16 protein-coding genes are annotated in these 16,883 nt (G+C 49.9%); 3 read left to right on the top strand and 13 right to left on the bottom strand.

Annotation, left to right across the window (positions count from 1 at the left end):
• Window positions 1-171: 171 nt before the first annotated feature.
• From LWL52_RS10185 to LWL52_RS10140, 10 genes are all read right to left on the bottom strand, one after another.
• Entirely contained in the window at window positions 172-549 is a 378-nt protein-coding gene (locus tag LWL52_RS10185) for a hypothetical protein (RefSeq protein ID WP_242919462.1), read from the bottom strand.
• Window positions 550-806: 257 nt separating this feature from the next.
• Complete coding sequence (locus LWL52_RS10180; protein WP_242919460.1) at window positions 807-1,214, bottom strand: hypothetical protein; 408 nt, start codon at window positions 1,212-1,214, stop codon at window positions 807-809.
• A 271-nt stretch (window positions 1,215-1,485) separates the two neighbouring features.
• Complete coding sequence (locus tag LWL52_RS10175; RefSeq protein ID WP_242919458.1) at window positions 1,486-1,803, bottom strand: hypothetical protein; 318 nt, start codon at window positions 1,801-1,803, stop codon at window positions 1,486-1,488.
• 665 nt (window positions 1,804-2,468) lie between these two features.
• Window positions 2,469-3,104, bottom strand: coding sequence for a hypothetical protein (locus LWL52_RS10170; protein ID WP_242919456.1), 636 nt, complete (start codon window positions 3,102-3,104; stop codon window positions 2,469-2,471).
• A 227-nt stretch (window positions 3,105-3,331) separates the two neighbouring features.
• A complete protein-coding gene (gene mnmE, locus LWL52_RS10165) occupies window positions 3,332-4,720 on the bottom strand; it encodes a tRNA uridine-5-carboxymethylaminomethyl(34) synthesis GTPase MnmE (protein WP_437179355.1) in 1,389 nt (462 codons plus the stop codon).
• A 685-nt stretch (window positions 4,721-5,405) separates the two neighbouring features.
• On the bottom strand, window positions 5,406-5,969 hold the full coding sequence (locus LWL52_RS10160) for a thioredoxin family protein (protein WP_242919452.1): 564 nt from the start codon (window positions 5,967-5,969) through the stop codon (window positions 5,406-5,408).
• Window positions 5,970-6,195: 226 nt separating this feature from the next.
• Window positions 6,196-8,091, bottom strand: a complete 1,896-nt coding sequence (locus tag LWL52_RS10155; RefSeq protein ID WP_242919450.1) for an Nramp family divalent metal transporter — start codon at window positions 8,089-8,091, stop codon at window positions 6,196-6,198.
• A gap of 44 nt (window positions 8,092-8,135) precedes the next feature.
• On the bottom strand, window positions 8,136-8,792 hold the full coding sequence (locus LWL52_RS10150; protein WP_242919448.1) for a metal-dependent transcriptional regulator: 657 nt from the start codon (window positions 8,790-8,792) through the stop codon (window positions 8,136-8,138).
• Window positions 8,793-8,924: 132 nt separating this feature from the next.
• A complete protein-coding gene (locus tag LWL52_RS10145) occupies window positions 8,925-9,923 on the bottom strand; it encodes a 3-oxoacyl-ACP synthase III family protein (RefSeq protein WP_242919447.1) in 999 nt (332 codons plus the stop codon).
• Between the two features lie 65 nt (window positions 9,924-9,988).
• Window positions 9,989-11,137 carry a glycosyltransferase family protein gene (locus tag LWL52_RS10140; protein WP_242919446.1) on the bottom strand — a complete coding sequence of 383 codons (1,149 nt, stop codon included), beginning with the start codon at window positions 11,135-11,137 and terminating at the stop codon, window positions 9,989-9,991.
• Window positions 11,138-11,186: 49 nt separating this feature from the next.
• On the opposite strand from LWL52_RS10140, the gene LWL52_RS10135 reads away from it, so the two are divergent.
• Window positions 11,187-11,999, top strand: a complete 813-nt coding sequence (locus LWL52_RS10135; protein WP_242919445.1) for a 2,3,4,5-tetrahydropyridine-2,6-dicarboxylate N-succinyltransferase — start codon at window positions 11,187-11,189, stop codon at window positions 11,997-11,999.
• A gap of 382 nt (window positions 12,000-12,381) precedes the next feature.
• Here LWL52_RS10135 and LWL52_RS10130 read toward each other — a convergent pair whose 3' ends face one another.
• Entirely contained in the window at window positions 12,382-13,275 is an 894-nt protein-coding gene (locus LWL52_RS10130) for a 3-hydroxyacyl-CoA dehydrogenase family protein (RefSeq protein WP_242919444.1), read from the bottom strand.
• Between the two features lie 443 nt (window positions 13,276-13,718).
• On the opposite strand from LWL52_RS10130, the gene LWL52_RS10125 reads away from it, so the two are divergent.
• Entirely contained in the window at window positions 13,719-13,871 is a 153-nt protein-coding gene (locus LWL52_RS10125; RefSeq protein WP_242919443.1) for a lmo0937 family membrane protein, read from the top strand.
• Between the two features lie 68 nt (window positions 13,872-13,939).
• A complete protein-coding gene (locus LWL52_RS10120) occupies window positions 13,940-14,089 on the top strand; it encodes a lmo0937 family membrane protein (protein WP_242919441.1) in 150 nt (49 codons plus the stop codon).
• Window positions 14,090-14,175: 86 nt separating this feature from the next.
• On the opposite strand, the gene LWL52_RS10115 is transcribed toward LWL52_RS10120, so the two are convergent.
• Both LWL52_RS10115 and LWL52_RS10110 read right to left on the bottom strand, forming a co-directional pair.
• Window positions 14,176-14,883 carry a hypothetical protein gene (locus LWL52_RS10115; protein ID WP_242919439.1) on the bottom strand — a complete coding sequence of 236 codons (708 nt, stop codon included), beginning with the start codon at window positions 14,881-14,883 and terminating at the stop codon, window positions 14,176-14,178.
• 37 nt (window positions 14,884-14,920) lie between these two features.
• A complete protein-coding gene (locus LWL52_RS10110) occupies window positions 14,921-16,546 on the bottom strand; it encodes an ABC-F family ATP-binding cassette domain-containing protein (protein ID WP_242919436.1) in 1,626 nt (541 codons plus the stop codon).
• Window positions 16,547-16,883: the final 337 nt, after the last annotated feature.

The raw sequence follows: 16,883 nt of genomic DNA, 5'->3' as shown, positions 1-16,883 counted from the left end.
CAACTGGCACTTCTAGACATCTACTGGCGCAAGCGTCCGCTTGTGCCTGCATTGCTTCTGTACTTCGGACTCTTATTGTTAAAAGAGCCTGGCACAAGAACGGACTAGGCACAAGCGGATGCTTGCGCCATAGAATGTCTGCAATTTAGTTCTTAAATGTTAGGGCTGCCATCAGGCTGCGCCCGGCCTGTTTTTACGGGATGCATTGTATACTTTGGTGAACCTTGATCGCTCTAACTGCTCGAGTTGCATGAGCAGGTTCATGGTGTGGTAGGCTACTGCTTTCGAGGTATCGTAAGGCTGCACTTCCGGCATTTCCTGTTCGTGTGGCGCAATGCGGTTATGTAATACCTTCAGGTAAATAATATAGCTATCGATGTGATTGCTTATCAATTTATAATAATCAGGGTTCTCACTGGCTTGGTCTAAAAAAGCGATCTTCTGGTTTTCCGCATCTTTTATTTCCTTGAAAACCGCCTGGCTGGCTTCCCGCTTTGAAAGCCCCTGTTCCTGTAACCGGTCAAAAAACTTATCTATATCAAACTGCACGTTTCCTCCTCTTCAATCCGTTAAAAAGTTTTATGGATTTTGTATACGGAAGTAATTTATACTTAGTTTAGTAAGTATAAACCGTGTTTTGTTTTAGGCGCGTTTGCCTTAGCTAAGCGAATGCCGCAAATAACGGGTTTAGCTACGTTCGGTCTTCAACAGAAAGGCTGCTTTTTATACCAGATTTTTCAGGTAAAAACCAGCTTAAAGGGTACATAACGAAAAAGTATGTGCCGGCAGGTATAGGTGCTATCGGGTTAATGCTGTAACCAGGCTAACGCGTCGGCTTTCACCGAAAAATTTTGCAACTGAAAGGGGAGCAGCTGTATTTCGGCCAGATGTTGCATTGTTGCTTTTGCCCGCATTTCAATGGTCTCGTTCAGCGACTGGAGACGGGCGATCTTCTCGACGCGGGTTCTGGAAAAGCCCTGGGCCAGGTAAATGGTTACTTCCCTGCTTTCTTCCATACCCACCGACATAACCGTATGGGATGCATCGAGCAGCACCTTCTTTACATCATAATTCTTGACAGTATCGATCAGGATATCAATGTTGTGCTTGATCTCAGGAAGCAGAAAGCCGTGCAGATCCGGATACCCGACAGCCAGAATGTCGGTAGCAGGCGTATAATCGAGCTTGATGATACTATTCTCAAAGAGAATCATGGGGCTTTACAGTTAAAAGTACGTGCTAATATACAGTATTTGCCCTGTTTCTAACGATAAACCTGTGCCTGCAGCCCATGGCTTGTGTAAGTGTTAAAGTAAAAGGGAATTCTATAAACATACTTATCCTTACGGCACCCTGCTGCTGATTCGGCAGCATATTTTGCGATTGTATGTGAAGAGGAAATCAGGCAAGTTGAAGCCGGAAAGAAGAAAAGCAACGGCGGGGATGCTGCATAACAGGTGGTACCTGCCATTATCCCATCAGGCATTATGCTACGGCAAGTTGCGGGTAGCTCAGCTGGTATTCGGCCGTGCTGGCCCTTAATTCTGCATAAAGTACCCGGGCTCTGACATGTAAGCAGAAACTGCTGAAGTTATTTTGGAAGCTGAGGTAATGGGTGCCCTCTATGATGCCGCGTATGCTCTTTTGCTGCAGGGCCTGGGCAAGAATTTTGTTCCTGACGGGTACTACATGGCAAACAAGGCCTCCTGTTACAAACTGACACTCTAAGTAGGTATTGTTTTCTTTTAAAAGCAGCAGGTTGCTGTTACTGAGCCTGGCGGCCAACTCTTCGAGTTCTATCATATATTTGTTTGAGCTGGCCGTATAGCCAGCTCCTGTTTTTATTTTTCTGCCCTCACGGCAGGTTGGTATGCAGCTTCATGTGTGAAAGAAAGGGAAGGGCCATGCAAAGCACCCATTCCAGCACGTCCGCTTCCCAGCCTTCAATCAATCAGTATAATAATCCCTTCAATTCCACACTATACGTTGCGTTTGCTCCCTATACGGGGTTGGCCTGTTACCAGCTTCTGAAGAAATGGGATATACCGTTTAATTACATGTAAATACTGGTATATAGCGCGCAGCTACGCATTTATACGCACTGGAATTTGCACAGGAGTGCGTCGAAATAAGAAGGGAGGGAACAGAAACATGGAAGTAGCTGCGTAAAGCTGGCATGCAAAGGATACTTATACTTACCAGGCGAAAGGCAACTAAAGTCGTTTGTTTAGGATGGTAGTTTCAAGCAGCATGCACTTAAAGTATAGCTCCTGCCTGAAGGGTTCTACTACCATGACATTATATACGATGCACCCGTTCAGCGTGCTTCCAGGTACCTACCTTTAATAAGAGAATAGCTGAATCATGAAAAAAGCCCATCATGCAGGGCGGCATGACGGGCTTTTACAAAAAGGAAGTGCAGCTTCTATAAGCTATTTCCCATAAGGATATGAGAAGACAAATCGTACTTATTTGCTTGTTTTGGTTTGGGTAATGCGGGGCAAGACACCACTGAAGGTTACCCCAATGGCGTTGGCAGCGTAGGAAGTATGCGCATTATCCTGGTACTTCATGATGGTATACGACAAGCCTATGCCGCTGTAAGCAACTTCAAAAACAGGACCGGCCGCGGCTTTAAAGGTGAGGTTTTCGCCAATGCCATCTGCGTTGAATTTGATCGCCTGGTGGGTCACAATGCCGGCTCCCAGCCTGATCTTGTCCGTGGCCATGCAGTTAGCTGTAAAATGAAGCGGTATCCGGGTGAGTCTGATGTGCACGTTATCAGCCTGCGTGGTTACGTATTTGTAGCCAACGGTAGCGCGTAATAGTAGGTTTTCTACTTTCCGGAACCGGAATTCAGCTCCTACGGCTGCAGAAACACCCTGTCCTGCTTTTACCGATTGGTCATCCCCATTCGTGAAGTATACTTTCGCCACTTCGTCGCCACCAAACTCAAAAGAACCGCTTAACAACAACCGAACAGGTTTGTAAGGGGCAACGCTTTCCTGGGTTGTCGAATCATTTGTTAAAATAGCCGCTTGCTGAGCATCAGCCTCGTAAAAGCAACCAAGTCCGAACAAGCATAGAAGTAAAAGTTTTCTCATAAAAGAAGTTGAAGGTTGAAAGTAATATAGTTTGAATAGTAGTCTCCTATTTTATTGTCCGGAACAGCTTGAATAACCTGCGTTTGCTTGATTTTAGCTGATGAACAAAGTGAGCCGCAATTATATGCAATAAAGTAGATATTTGCATAACCCGAAAGCGGAGAAATAAAAAAGCCGGCAAACAATTATGCGCCGGCTTTTTTAGTGTTTGTTAGAAGTATGGCTGGTTACTTTCCAATGCAGAACTTCGTGAAAATATTATCGAGCAGATCATCCGTCGTGATCTCGCCTGTAATCTCACCCAAACTATACAGTGCACGACGAATATCAGCGGCTACCAGGTCGTTGCTGATGCCGAGAGCCAGGCCATTGAGTACATCATCCAGCGCCGCATAGGTCTTATTCAGGCTATCGACGTGGCGCAGGTTGGTCACGATGGTCTGCTGCTGGGTGTTGAGTTTACCCAGTGTTACTTTGTCTACCAGGGCCTGCTTCAGCTCGTCCAGGTTTGCTCCCTGGGCAGCAGAGATCGGCAGCACGCCGGTTATACTTTGTTGTAGCGCAGCCAGTTTCTCCGGCGAGGCCTGGTCCATTTTATTGGCCACAGCAAGTATAGGGCGCTTGTCTGGGTTCAGCCGGTCCAGCTCTGCCTGCACCTCTTCGGCTGTTTCTTCGGTTATATCGAAGAGGTAGATGATGAGCGACGACTGGCTGAGCTTTTGCATGGTGCGCTCCACACCAATGGCTTCCACTTTATCTGTGGTTTCGCGCAGCCCGGCCGTATCAATAAAACGGAATGTGATGCCGCCAATGTTAATCTCGTCCTCAATAAAATCGCGGGTAGTACCCGGCACATCCGACACGATGGCTTTTTCTTCGTTCAGTAGTTGGTTGAGCAGGGTGGATTTTCCGGCATTCGGCTTGCCCACGATCACGGTCGGCACGCCGTTCTTGATGACGTTGCCTAGTTCAAATGATTTTAAAAGTTCGCGGATGATGCTTTGAATGTTGTTGATGAGCGCCCGCAGCTGTTCGCGGTCGGCAAACTCTACGTCTTCTTCGCCAAAGTCCAGTTCAAGCTCAATCATGGAGGCAAAATGCACCAACTCGCCCCGCAGGCGCTTGATCTCTTGCGAAAAACCGCCGCGCATCTGCTTCATGGCTACCTCATGCGAGAGAGCAGAATCGGAAGCGATCAGGTCGGCTACCGCCTCGGCCTGCGCCAGGTCGAACTGCCCGTTCAGGAAAGCGCGTTTGGTGAACTCTCCGGCATTGGCCAGGCGCCCTCCTTTGCTGAGCAACAGCTTTACAATCTGCTGCACAATGAAATCGGAGCCGTGGCAGGAGATCTCCACTACGTTTTCTTTGGTATAGGAGTGGGGCGCCACAAACAGCGACACCAGCACTTCGTCCAGCACCTTTTCCCCATCGCGGATAGTACCGAAATGGATGGTATGGCTGGGCTGCCCGGCCAGGTCTTTGCCTTTAAAAACGGCATTGGTAATGCTGATGGCCTTAGGTCCGGACAAGCGGATGACAGCAATAGCACCCGTACCCGCCGCAGTGGCAACGGCTACAATGGTATCGGTGGTGGTGAGGGTATGTATCAAACTAATCGTTTCTTATTCTTAAGGCAGATGCAAAGTTACGATAAGTTCAGGAGGATTAGAAGGTAATGGCTTTCGGATACCTTGGCAGGACACTTCTCGGTGAAGCTTTCGTGAGTAGTGACGTTTTGCATGGACCAGTATTGTTGTTTATACGTTGAGCCTGGCTGGTTTTTACGTTGTATATGTCTTTTTCTCGTCGGTCCTGAGTTCACTATACTTTGGCTTTATACGTTTTCTACCGCCTGTTTGAGTGCAGTGTTAAGGTGGTGGTTACCTGTGATAGCCAGTATGCGATTGGCATGTGTATAGTGCGGAATAAAGTTGGTTAAATGCTGGGATGTAGTGCTAAACTATACTTCAATTTTTAAGCGCTTTGCTGGGGTTTCGCCTCGCCTGCGGTGCCTTCCTTTTCTGCTTGATGTTGTCATTCTGAAAGGATCTTTGTGAAAGGGAGTGACGCTTTTTGCAACTACATAGAATCTATTGCGCCTATACTTCACTAGTAGGCTAGTCCGGATTTCCTAATCTACGGTAACCACAATAACGGGGATTAAGAAATCCCCAGCGGGTGACTTTCGGACTGAGAAGTCCGAAAGGGCGTAAATAGAAGTGCCTTTTTACTGCGCAGCCTTAAATGCTGCCAGACAAGATGCTGCCTAACTATAGGGAGCAGAGGTAAGCAATCTCATCACTACTTCTTCTCATACTCTTGCCACGTCATGGTTTTATGGTGATTGCCGCCAAAATAACGGAGAATCTTCATGAAAGCAGGTGCATCCAGGTAGCCGGGGACCGGCGAGAGCATTTTCATTTCCTCGTCCAGGTAAACTGTGGACGGGTAGCTCATTTGCCCGTTCAGTAGGGCTATTGCCAGTTCATGCGAGCGGTATTCAGGATTATACTTAAAAGTATGGCCATCCAGGGTGATCGGGTCCTTGCCTTCTGCATCCAATTTAATGGCATAGTAATGGGCGTTCACATAGGCAGCCAGCTCCGGGTCGGCAAATGTGGTCTTATCCATCTTCTTACACCAGCCACACCAGTCGGTATACACGTCGATCATCATTTTGCGAGGCTCCTTTTTTTGCCGCGCTGCCGCTTCTTCGATCGTAAGCCAGTGGATGGGCTCCGCTTTTATACTTGGTTGAGCCAGCTCCGTGCCCGGCAAGTTTGCCGCGGCAGTTTCATTTACTTTGTAGACGGAAGCCAGCAGGGTAAGGGCAGCGGCTGTTCCGATCAGGGGCGTTTTAAGCATATCTTGTGGCGCTTTCAGAAGTATAATCTTCCGGTTTTCAACTGTAAGGTAAACATCAACCGGCACAATTAAAATTCCGCTCCCATACTAGCGTATAAATCCAGCGAGACGCTTGTTTATTCCAATCTTCTATGATTGTTCTGGAAGGATTTTGAAAGGAAGTATAGACTCCGGCAAACCTGTGCAGGAAGCAAGCAATTCCTTATACTTATTTCTACGAGGGCTGTCAGATGATGAGTACAGGTATGTTAACGGCATGGCGCACCGCTTCGATCGTGGTTCCCAGGATCAGGTCTTTCATCATTTTATGGCCGTGCGAGCCCATTACCAGCAGTTCGGCCTCGTAGCGCTTGACTATTTTGGGGATAACCTTTTTAGGATTGCCAAAGCCCAACTGGTATGTGACGTGGTAACCTTTGCTGCGGAGATCCTGCACATAGCGCTCCAGGTTGAGCCGGTCCGAGTCTGTTTCATAATCGTCGATTTCAGGACCCATAACCAGGGCGCCGGCCGTTTCCACAATGTGTATGAGCAGGTAATCGGCGGCAGGCGTGCCGATGGCCAGGGCATTGTTGATGACCTGCTTGTCGGCTTTTGTAAAATCGAGTGTGATGGCTATTTTGGAGTAAACGGGCCTGGCAAGTGGCTGCTGGTAGCTTACCGGCTGAAAATGCGGGGCTGGTGTATGATGTTCCCGCACTTTCCGGACGAAAGGCTGGAACGTAATATAGAGCAGCAACAGGGCACAGGCCATCACCACAGGAACCACCGCAAACCCGATGAGCAAAGCGTGCTGTGAAGTATGTAGCCAGCCGGTGAGCTCTTCGTAGACAAGGTTTGCGTTTAATACCACGATAATGGAAGCGGAAAGCCAGGCGCCGGTTTTTGCCCACTTGCCGGCGGCAAATTCCCCCATCTGCTGTTTATGGCTTACAAAATGGATGAGCGGAATAACAGCAAAGCCCAGTTGCAAACTAAGTATAACCTGGCTTAGCACTAGCAGCTCGCCGGTGGCATCTTCGCCAAAATAGATGATCACAAACAGGGCAGGCACCACTGCCAGCAAACGGGTGATCATACGCCGGAGCCAGGGCTGGATGCGCAGGTTCAAATAACCTTCCATCACGATCTGACCCGCTAGCGTGCCGGTAAGCGTGGAGCTCTGGCCGGCCGCGATAAGGGCCACGGCAAACAGCACCGGCGCCCACTCGCTGCCCAGCAATGGCGCCAGGAACTTGTGGGCATCTTTGATCTCGGAAACGGTGTACATGCCGTTTTTGTAGAAAGCGGCCGCCGCCAGTATCAGGATGGCTGCGTTCACAAACAGGGCCAGGTTCAGAGCAACAGCCGAGTCGATGTTGTTGAAACGGATCGCTTTGCGGATGCCGTCGCTGCTGCGCTCGATCTTGCGCGTTTGCACCAGCGAGGAATGCAGGTATAGGTTATGCGGCATTACAGTAGCGCCGATTATACCGATGGCAATGTAGAGGGCGTCGCTGTTCGGGATGGAAGGAATAAAGCCCTGCACCAGTTCGCCTACATCGGGCTTGGCAAAAAACATTTCCAGCACAAAGGCGCCGCCTATAATGGTAACTAGCACCAGTATAAACGCTTCCATTTTGCGCATGCCCTTGTTGATGAGGAAAAGCAGCAGGAAAGTGTCCAGCACTGTCAGGCTGACGCCCCAGATCAACGGCAAGCCAAACAGCAGCTGCAAACCAATGGCCATGCCCAGCACTTCGGCCAGGTCGCAGGCGGCAATCGCAATTTCAGCCAGAATGTAGAGCGGGATATTGATGTAGCTGGGGTAAGCCTCGCGGGAAGCCTGCGCCAGGTCTTTGCCGCGCACCACACCCAGGCGGGCACTCAGGCTTTGCAGCAGAATGGCCATCAGGTTTGACATGAGCAACACCCACAACAGCTTATACCCAAACTGGCTGCCCCCGGCAATGTCGGTCGCCCAGTTGCCTGGGTCCATATACCCCACGCTTACCAGGTAGGCCGGCCCCAGAAAAGAAAACAGCTTTTTCCAGAAGCCTGTCTGGCTCGTTGTATCAATAGAAGAGTGAACCTCGCCTAAAGACTTACCTGATAAAGGCTCCTGCGTTAACTTGGTTTCCATGGGTTGTATAAAGTATACTTGCTTGCCTGATTTCCTGTGCTGCCTCAGGCCGACAGGTAGATGTTTTTTGTGATCTCGTAGGAGAGGTGCAGGGTTTTACTGCCTTCCAGCCGGATCTCCAGGGAGTTGTCATAGGGTATGCGATCCGCTACTTCGATCCGGCTCCCCAGCGAAATACCCATCCTGTCGAGGTGTTGCAGAAAAAGGGGCTGCGAATCGTTTACGCCCACTACCACCCCGGCTTCCGCTACTTCCATGTCGGCTAGCAGCTTCTGCTTTTTCGGCTTCATCTTCCCATCTTCCGATGGAATCGGATCGCCGTGCGGGTCATACTTGGGATGCCCCAGAAACGCATCCATGCGCTGGATGAGCAGTTCGGAGCGCACGTGCTCCAGTTCTTCGGCCACCTCGTGCACCTCGTCCCAGCTAAAGTGGAGCTTCTCTACCAAAAACACTTCCCAAAGCCGGTGCTTGCGGATGATCTGCAGCGCCACTGCCTCGCCCGCTTCCGTGAGCGTGACACCCCGGTATTTGATGTAGTGCACCAGGTTCTTGGCGCTCAGCCGGCGCAGCATATCGGTTACCGAAGCTGCTTTGGTCGCCAGCGCATCAGCCAGCGCGTTGGTACTCACGCCCTGTTCGCCACCGCCCGACAGCTTGTAGATGGCTTTGATATAGTTTTCCTCGGTGAAGCTATGCACGCTTTTTTAAATTTTGAATAACTGAATTTTGAATCATTGAATGGGATGACAGTAAATATAAACTCCGCCCCTTCACTCCATCATTGATACAAGGTTCAGTTATTCAGTGATTCAAAACTCAGTTAATTAAAACTACCACCGGATGAGGGCTGAGGCCCAGGTAAACCCGCTGCCAAAAGCGGCCAGGCACACCAGGTCACCTTCCTTGATGCGTCCTTCCAACACTGCTTCGCTCAGGGCGATGGGAATGGAGGCTGCCGTGGTGTTGCCATACTTGTGAATGTTGCTGAACACTTTTTCCATCGGCAGCTGCATTTTCTGCTGTATATAGGACGTGATGCGCAGGTTAGCCTGGTGCGGGATCAGCATATCAATGTCGGAGGGCTGATAGTTGTTTTTCTGCAGGGCTTCTGTGATCACCTCCGGGAAGCGCGTAACCGCGTGCTTAAACACGGTGTTGCCGTTCATATAGGGGTAAATGGTGCCTTCGTCGATCATCTCGTGGGTGAGGCGGTTTTTCTTATTGCTGCCCGGGTCGATGGTCGCCAGTTCTTCAGCAAATTCGCCGTCGGCGTGCAGGTGGGTGGAAAGTATGCCCTGTTCGTTGCTATCGGAAGGGGTGAGCACTGCCGCGCCGGCACCGTCGCCAAAGATTACCGAAACGCCGCGGCCCCGTGTCGAGAAGTCCAGGCCGCTGGAGTGGATCTCAGAACCTACCACCAGCACATTGTTATACATGCCGGTTTTGATGAACTGGTCGGCTACCGATAGGGCATACACAAAGCCCGAGCATTGGTTGCGCACATCTAGCGCTGGGATTTCCTTGATGCCCAGTTCGCGCTGCAACAGCACTCCGGATCCCGGAAATACATAGTCCGGGCTTAAGGTCGCAAATACGATCATGTCCAGGTCTGCTGGTTCCAGTCCGGCCATTTTCAGCGCCCTGCGGGCAGCCTCTGCGCCCATGTTAGAGGTCGTATCAACACCCTCTACAAAGTAGCGGCGCTCCACAATCCCGGTTCTCTCCCTGATCCACTCATCAGACGTATCCATGATCTTCTCCAGGTCTTTGTTGGTCACAACCCTTTCCGGAACATAGTGGCCAACACCGGCAATTTTTGAATTTCGCATAGTATAAGAGATTTGCGTACAAATATACGGTTATAAAATAAATTTAGATTCGTCTAAAAATAAATTTAGGAAGTTTTAATCTTTTCATGCTCCAGCAACGGGGTAATGGCTACCAACAGCTTCTGTTCTTCCTCTTTCCAAAACGCCTCGGCCGGCACTCCCGTTGTATAAAATTGCTGCTGCCGGAGCTGCTGCAACAGCGCCGCCACATCGCAGGTCCTGAAGTCAATACTTACGCCAGCCGCATGCCGGGCCACAATTGGTTGCCAGAGCGGATTTGCCTGTACCACAACCGGCAGCGCATGCGCTACATATTCATAGAGTTTGGTGGGGATGCAGCGAAACGTGCTGGCATTCGGCTGATAGGGGAGCAGGCCCAGGTCGCTTTGCTGGATCTGCTGCACAATAGAGGGGTGGGGCACCAGTTTATCGCCCCCCACCAGGCGAATGTAGGGCCGGCCTTCGGCAAGTTTTTTTACCTGGTGCCAGGTTTCGGCGCGCGCGCTATACCCTATTATAGTAAGGGTGGAACCCGGCCGCAGCTGGTGTACCGCTTCGGCAAACGTGATCGCCTCGAATACCCCGTATAGTTCGGCAATGGTACCGGAATAAAGCAGTTGCAACGGTCCGGCGGGCAGAGCTACAGGGGTAACGGGCATCGTATAGCTGGCGCCGGGTTTATACTTGTTTTGTACCAGCGTGGTGTTGCGTGTCAGAAAAGGCAGCTCCTGCAGGTAACTCTGTTCAGCCACCAGGTAGTGGCTTATACTTGTGGCGGCCGCTTTTTCTATCTTCCGGACTCCTAGGGCGAGCAGGTGTTTGAGGCCTGCATTATAATTGTGTTGCGCCGTCAGGTTCAGGGCATAATTTTCACGCACATCATACACCAGCCGGCACCCGTGCTTTTTCTTAAAGTATAAACTAGATAACAGCAACTCGTGCGTACATACTATAATTACCTGGGGTTTGAGGTGGCAAAGTAGCCGGTAATAAAGCACTTGCGCGCTGGCCCGTTTTATACTTAAGCGCCTGAAATGAAAGATCGGGTGGAAGGACATGTTCGCTGGCGCATCGGCAGGCAGAGCCGCCTCAAACCCGCAGATATGTACCTGCACATCGGGCAGCATGGCCAGCGAGCGGCCCAGCTTCTCATACATGCGGGTATCGTTTACAGGTTTTAACAGCGAAGCAATCAGGATTCTCTTTTCAGGCATCGGTTAAATTTAATACTTTTATGCTTTAATTGTTAGCAACGAATCAGACATGGCATTAAGAGAAGTAATAGAAGCGGCCTGGGAGAACCGGGCCCTGCTGCAGGATAAAATCACGGTGGAGGCGATCCGCACCGTGGTAGATGAACTGGACAAAGGAGTGCTGCGCGTGGCAGAACCTGTGGGTGAAGAATGGCAGGTAAATGAATGGGTAAAGAAAGCGGTGCTGCTCTACTTTCCGATCCAGGCCATGCAGACCATCGAGGTAGGTCCTTTTGAGTTTCATGACAAGATCGCGCTGAAGCGCAATTATGCCGGCCTGGGCGTACGCGTGGTGCCGCATGCCATTGCGCGCTACGGAGCGTTCCTGGCAAACGGCGTGGTGATGATGCCGTCTTATGTAAACATCGGCGCATATGTGGATTCCGGCACTATGGTGGACACTTGGGCAACCGTTGGAAGCTGCGCACAGGTAGGCAAGAATGTGCACCTGAGCGGCGGCGTGGGCCTTGGCGGCGTGCTGGAGCCTGTGCAGGCAGCGCCCGTAATCATTGAAGACGGGGCTTTTATCGGTTCCAGAAGTATACTGGTGGAAGGATGCCGTGTGGGCAAAGAAGCGGTGATCGGAGCAGGTGTGACCATTACCGGTAGCTCTAAAATTATAGATGTAACGGGCAGCGAGCCTAAAGAGTACCGCGGGTATGTGCCGCCTCGTTCGGTGGTGATCCCAGGTTCGTATACCAAGCATTTCCCTGCCGGCGATTTCCAGGTGCCCTGCGCCCTGATTATCGGCCAGCGCAAGGAGAGCACCGATCTGAAAACATCGTTAAACGATGTGCTGCGCGATCATGCCGTAGCGGTGTAAGGGGTGCAATATTCGTTTTCCGTTGCTCGTAAAGTATAGATAAGAGTCAAAAGGCCTCTGCTGGTATTCCGGTAGAGGCCTTTTGTTTAAAGTATAATGGGTGATAGGAAGGCAAGTATACCTATTGCGTTTATGCAAGCTGACGCCAGAATTAACTAGTGCCTTTTAAGTGGGCAAGTCTCCAAACTTGCGTGTTGAGAAAGCTGTTATAATATAGATAATATATGTGAGTCCGGAGACTCACACTACCAAACGGCACAAGTAAATACTGGCGCCAGAATCGCGATTTTTAAAACTAAAAGCCGCTGCAAGTATACTTGCAGCGGCTTTTAGTTTATTATGATTCCTGAAAGGGTTAAATCATTAACAATTTAACAATAACTTACTTCTTCTTAAACCGGTCTGCTACGATGAGCTCTTTGGAGCCATGCGTCCAGGTATAAAAGCCCTGGCCGGATTTAACACCCTTGTGGCCGGCCTGTACCATATTAACCAGCAGCGGGCACGGCGCATACTTCGGATTTCCAAATCCCTCGTGCAGCACATTCAGGATAGACAGGCAGACATCAAGGCCAATAAAATCGGCCAGCTGCAGCGGTCCCATTGGGTGGGCCATACCCAGTTTCATAATGGTGTCGATCTCCTCCACGCCAGCTACGCCTTCAAACAGGCTGTAGATCGCTTCGTTGATCATCGGCATCAGGATACGGTTCGCGACAAAGCCCGGGTAATCGTTCGCTTCGGCCGGAATCTTGCCCAGCAGTTCGGTTATTTCTACTACCTGGCGGGTCACCTCATCTGAGGTGGAGTATCCGCGGATCACTTCCACCAGCTTCATCACTGGCACCGGGTTCATAAAGTGCATGCCGATTACGTTCGCAGGGCGTTCGGTAACCGAGGCGATCTTGGTAATAGAGATAGAGGAGGTATTGGAGGCAAGTATGGCTTCCGGTTTGGCAAAGGTGCTCAGGTCACGGAATATCTTAAGCTTGAGGTCTACGTTCTCGGTGGCAGCTTCCACCACCAGGTCTGCTTCCTGCACGCCTTCCTGCAGCGAGGTGTAGGTGGTGATGTTGCGTAGCGTGTGTGCTTTCTGCTCTTCGGTTAAGTTTCCTTTGGCTACAATGCGGTCCAGGTTTTTGGCAATCGTGCCAAGGGCTTTCTGAAGCGCTTCTTCCGAGATGTCAATTAATGAAACAGGAAAACCATTTTGTGCAAAGGCGTGCGCAATGCCGTTACCCATGGTGCCGGAACCGATAACTGCTATTTTTTTCATATGGATCGATCGTGTGAGTGATAAACGTATACAAAACTAGCAGAAAAACCCGAACAGACCTGTACCTGCGAAAGGCTCTTGGAAGACTTCTATTTAAAGCACGTTTTGCTGGCGTAAACCACTTCTTTTTAAATGTGAGCGGCCCTTTATAACGATAAGAGTATGAAAAAATATTTTCTGCTTAAGCGAAGTGGCTGAAATAGTTGGCTATCAGGGATGTAATATGTGTTTATAAAAGGGTGCAAAATCCGGAATTTAGCTTTTATAGGAAAGCTTACACAAAAAAATACTTAAATATAAATCCTTTAGAATATAGCTGCGTAAAAGCTTAAAATAAAAAAATACAAATACCTTTTGCCCCACGGCTGAAAAGCTTAGCCGGTGTTTCGACAGAAAGCAAAGGGGGCAGAAGTAAACTAAACTAAAAGCTAAAAACTAAAATTATGGGAAATTTACTTTATGTAATAGCGGTTGTATTGGTAATCTTCTGGTTAATCGGTTTCCTGGGCTTCCCGGATGCTGTAGGTGGTATTATCCATATACTTCTTGTACTGGCAGTAATTGCCGTAGTACTGCGCTTGATACGAGGAGCCTAACTTCTGGCACAATTCCTCGTTAGTAAACATGAGAAACAATCATTAAGACACTTATAACATACACAACTATGGGAAATCTATTGTATATCATTGCAGCCATACTGGTAATTTTCTGGCTAATAGGCTTTCTGGGTTTCCCGGATGCCGTTGGTGGTCTGATCCACATTCTGCTTGTAATTGCCGTGATCATAGTACTCCTCCGGCTTATCCGGGGCTAGTGGTTTAGGATAACTAAACAAGAAGGATAATAAATAAAAAGAGCCGCCACAAAATTGTGGCGGCTCTTTTTATTTAGGTAAAGTCCTTATTTACGGAAAGGAATATTAAAACCGGCGCGGATTACCGGGTTACTGTAAGGGTTAGCCGGGTCGTCGTTCACGTTGTAGAGCAGCAGCAGGTCAAACGAGGCTTTGTCGCTGATGCGCTGCCGGTAACCGATGCCGGCCATGGGCAGCGCCAGCATTTTGCGCTGGGTATAATACCCCTGCTGATCAAAGTATAAGGACTCGGTACTGATTGCCTCCAGCTCGGCGTGCGCCAGCAGCGCACCGTCGCCGATATCAAAGAGTTCTACCTGTGTAAAAGCGCGCCCGCCGTAATTGTTCAGGCTCATGCCGCCACTCCGGATAAAATGATAGACAACGCCTGTGCCGACACTAAACCGGTTGGTGACCTTATAGCCAAGTATGGGCAGCAGCGAGATGTTGGTATAACTGCCAAACTGCAGGCCAAAGCTGCCGCCATAGTATAAACGATCGATCGGAGCCAGCTTTTCCTGCTCGTCTTCCTGCTTCCGTGCCTGTGGTGTCATTACCGGGGGCTGCGCTACGGGTGGGCGTACCGTAGGTCTTTGCTGCGGCCGGGGCTGCTCGGTAGGAACAGGCGGGCCGGTAGGCAATGACGGTTTACGGTTCACAGAATCAGGGGTCTGGGCAGCAGCTTGCTGGCTTACCAGAAGCAGCAGCAGGAGCCAGGCGGCCATACATTCTATAAGGCGCAGATTTTTCTTCATCAGGTTTAGCTCTTAGCGGTAGTTGCCACTGGTAACGTTAAACAACAGCAGTAGCGTACATTTTCTTGCGCAGCTCCTTTATCGACTCGTCCGAAAGATACGCTTCGTAGCTCATGCGCTTGTCTATAATGCCGTTCGGTGTCAACTCGATAATGCGGTTGGCAATGGTATCTACAAACTGAAGGTCATGAGACGAGAACAGAATGGTGCCGTCAAAATCGCGCAGCGCATTGTTCAGGGCTGTGATCGACTCCAGGTCCAGGTGGTTGGTCGGCTCGTCGAATAAGAGCACGTTGCCGGACTGCAGCATCATACGCGAAAACATGCAGCGTACTTTCTCACCACCCGACAACACATTGGCTTTCTTCAGCGACTCTTCGCCCGAGAAAAGCATACGCCCCAGGAAGCCGCGGATAAAGCTTTCGTCTTTTTCGGTGGAGTACTGGCGCAGCCAATCCACCAGGTTCAGATCGGTATCAAAAAACTCCTCGTTGTCTTTCGGAAAGAAAGCAGACGTGATGGTGGTACCCCACTTATACTCGCCACTATCAGGTGCCAGCTCGCCGGCAATTACTTTAAAGAAGGTAGAAGCCGCTATATCGTTTCGGCCCAGGATGGCAATTTTGTCGCCCTTGTCCACCATAAAAGTAACATCGCTGAAGATCGTCTGGCCATCGATAGCTTTGGTCAGGTTCTCTACGTTGAGGAGCTGGTTACCAGCTTCACGCTCCGGTTTAAAGGCAATGTAAGGGTACTTGCGCGATGAAGGCTTGATGTCTTCCACGGTCAGTTTCTCGAGCAGTTTCTGGCGCGAGGTGGCCTGCTTCGACTTGGAAGCGTTGGCACTGAAGCGGCGGATGAACTCTTCGAGCTCTTTACGCTTGTCTTCGGTTTTCTTGTTGGCATCGGCCCGCTGCTTGGAGGCCAGCTGGCTGGACTCGTACCAGAAGCCATAGTTACCGGCAAACATCTGGATCTTACCATAGTCGATGTCGGCCACGTGCGTGCACACGGCATCCAGGAAGTGGCGGTCGTGCGATACCACGATCACCGTGTTCTGAAAATTATCCAGGAAGTTCTCCAGCCACATGATCGATTCAGCGTCCAGGTGGTTGGTAGGCTCATCGAGCAGCAAGATGTCGGGGTTGCCAAACAGCGCCTGTGCTAGCAGCACACGTACTTTTTCGCTACCGCTCAGGTCCTTCATCAGGGAGTGGTGCAGGTTTTCGCTGATGCCCAGGCCACTGAGCAACTCGGCCGCTTCGTACTCGGCATTCCAGCCTTCCAGATCGGCAAATTCGCCTTCCAGTTCGGCTGCTCGCAATCCATCTGCCTCATCAAAGTCCGGCTTGGCATAAATAGCATCCTTTTCGGCCATAATATCCCAAAGGCGCTTGTGGCCCATGATCACGGTCTGCAGCGCCGGGTATTCGTCATACACAAAGTGGTTCTGCTTCAGCACCGCCAGGCGGGCGTTTGCTGGAATATCAACCGTGCCGGTATTGGGATCGATCTCGCCAGATAATATCTTCAGGAACGTTGACTTTCCAGCGCCATTTGCGCCAATAAGACCATAGCAGTTGCCAGGTACGAACTTGATGGTAACATCTTCAAATAATGTGCGCTTGCCGTAAGCCAAGCTGACATTGCTGGTACTTATCATAAATAAAACTAAGTGAGGATTCTAAAATAGATTGCCGCCGCAAAAATACGAATAAATTGGCTCTGATGAAAAGTGCTTTCTGCCAAAGGCCTAAAGTAAACCTGCCGGCAATTTTTGCAGCCTCCGACATAGGAGTAATGAGCTGGTAATAAAAAAATATCGCCCTAATTACAACGCTCCCTAACCTTATCGAGTATATAATTTTGATAATATACCCATGGTGAAAAGCGCGCTTGTGCCAAGTGCCGGAACCATAAAACACTTTACGTATAACCATTTACAGCGCTGATCTGTTCCTTTCACGGAAACGATAATACAAAACCTAACACACGAAACT

This window comes from Pontibacter liquoris (genome assembly GCF_022758235.1).
GTDB classification, from domain to species: domain Bacteria; phylum Bacteroidota; class Bacteroidia; order Cytophagales; family Hymenobacteraceae; genus Pontibacter; species Pontibacter liquoris.
Note: the sequence above shows the minus strand (reverse complement) of the source record. Positions and strands in the feature narration are given on the sequence as shown.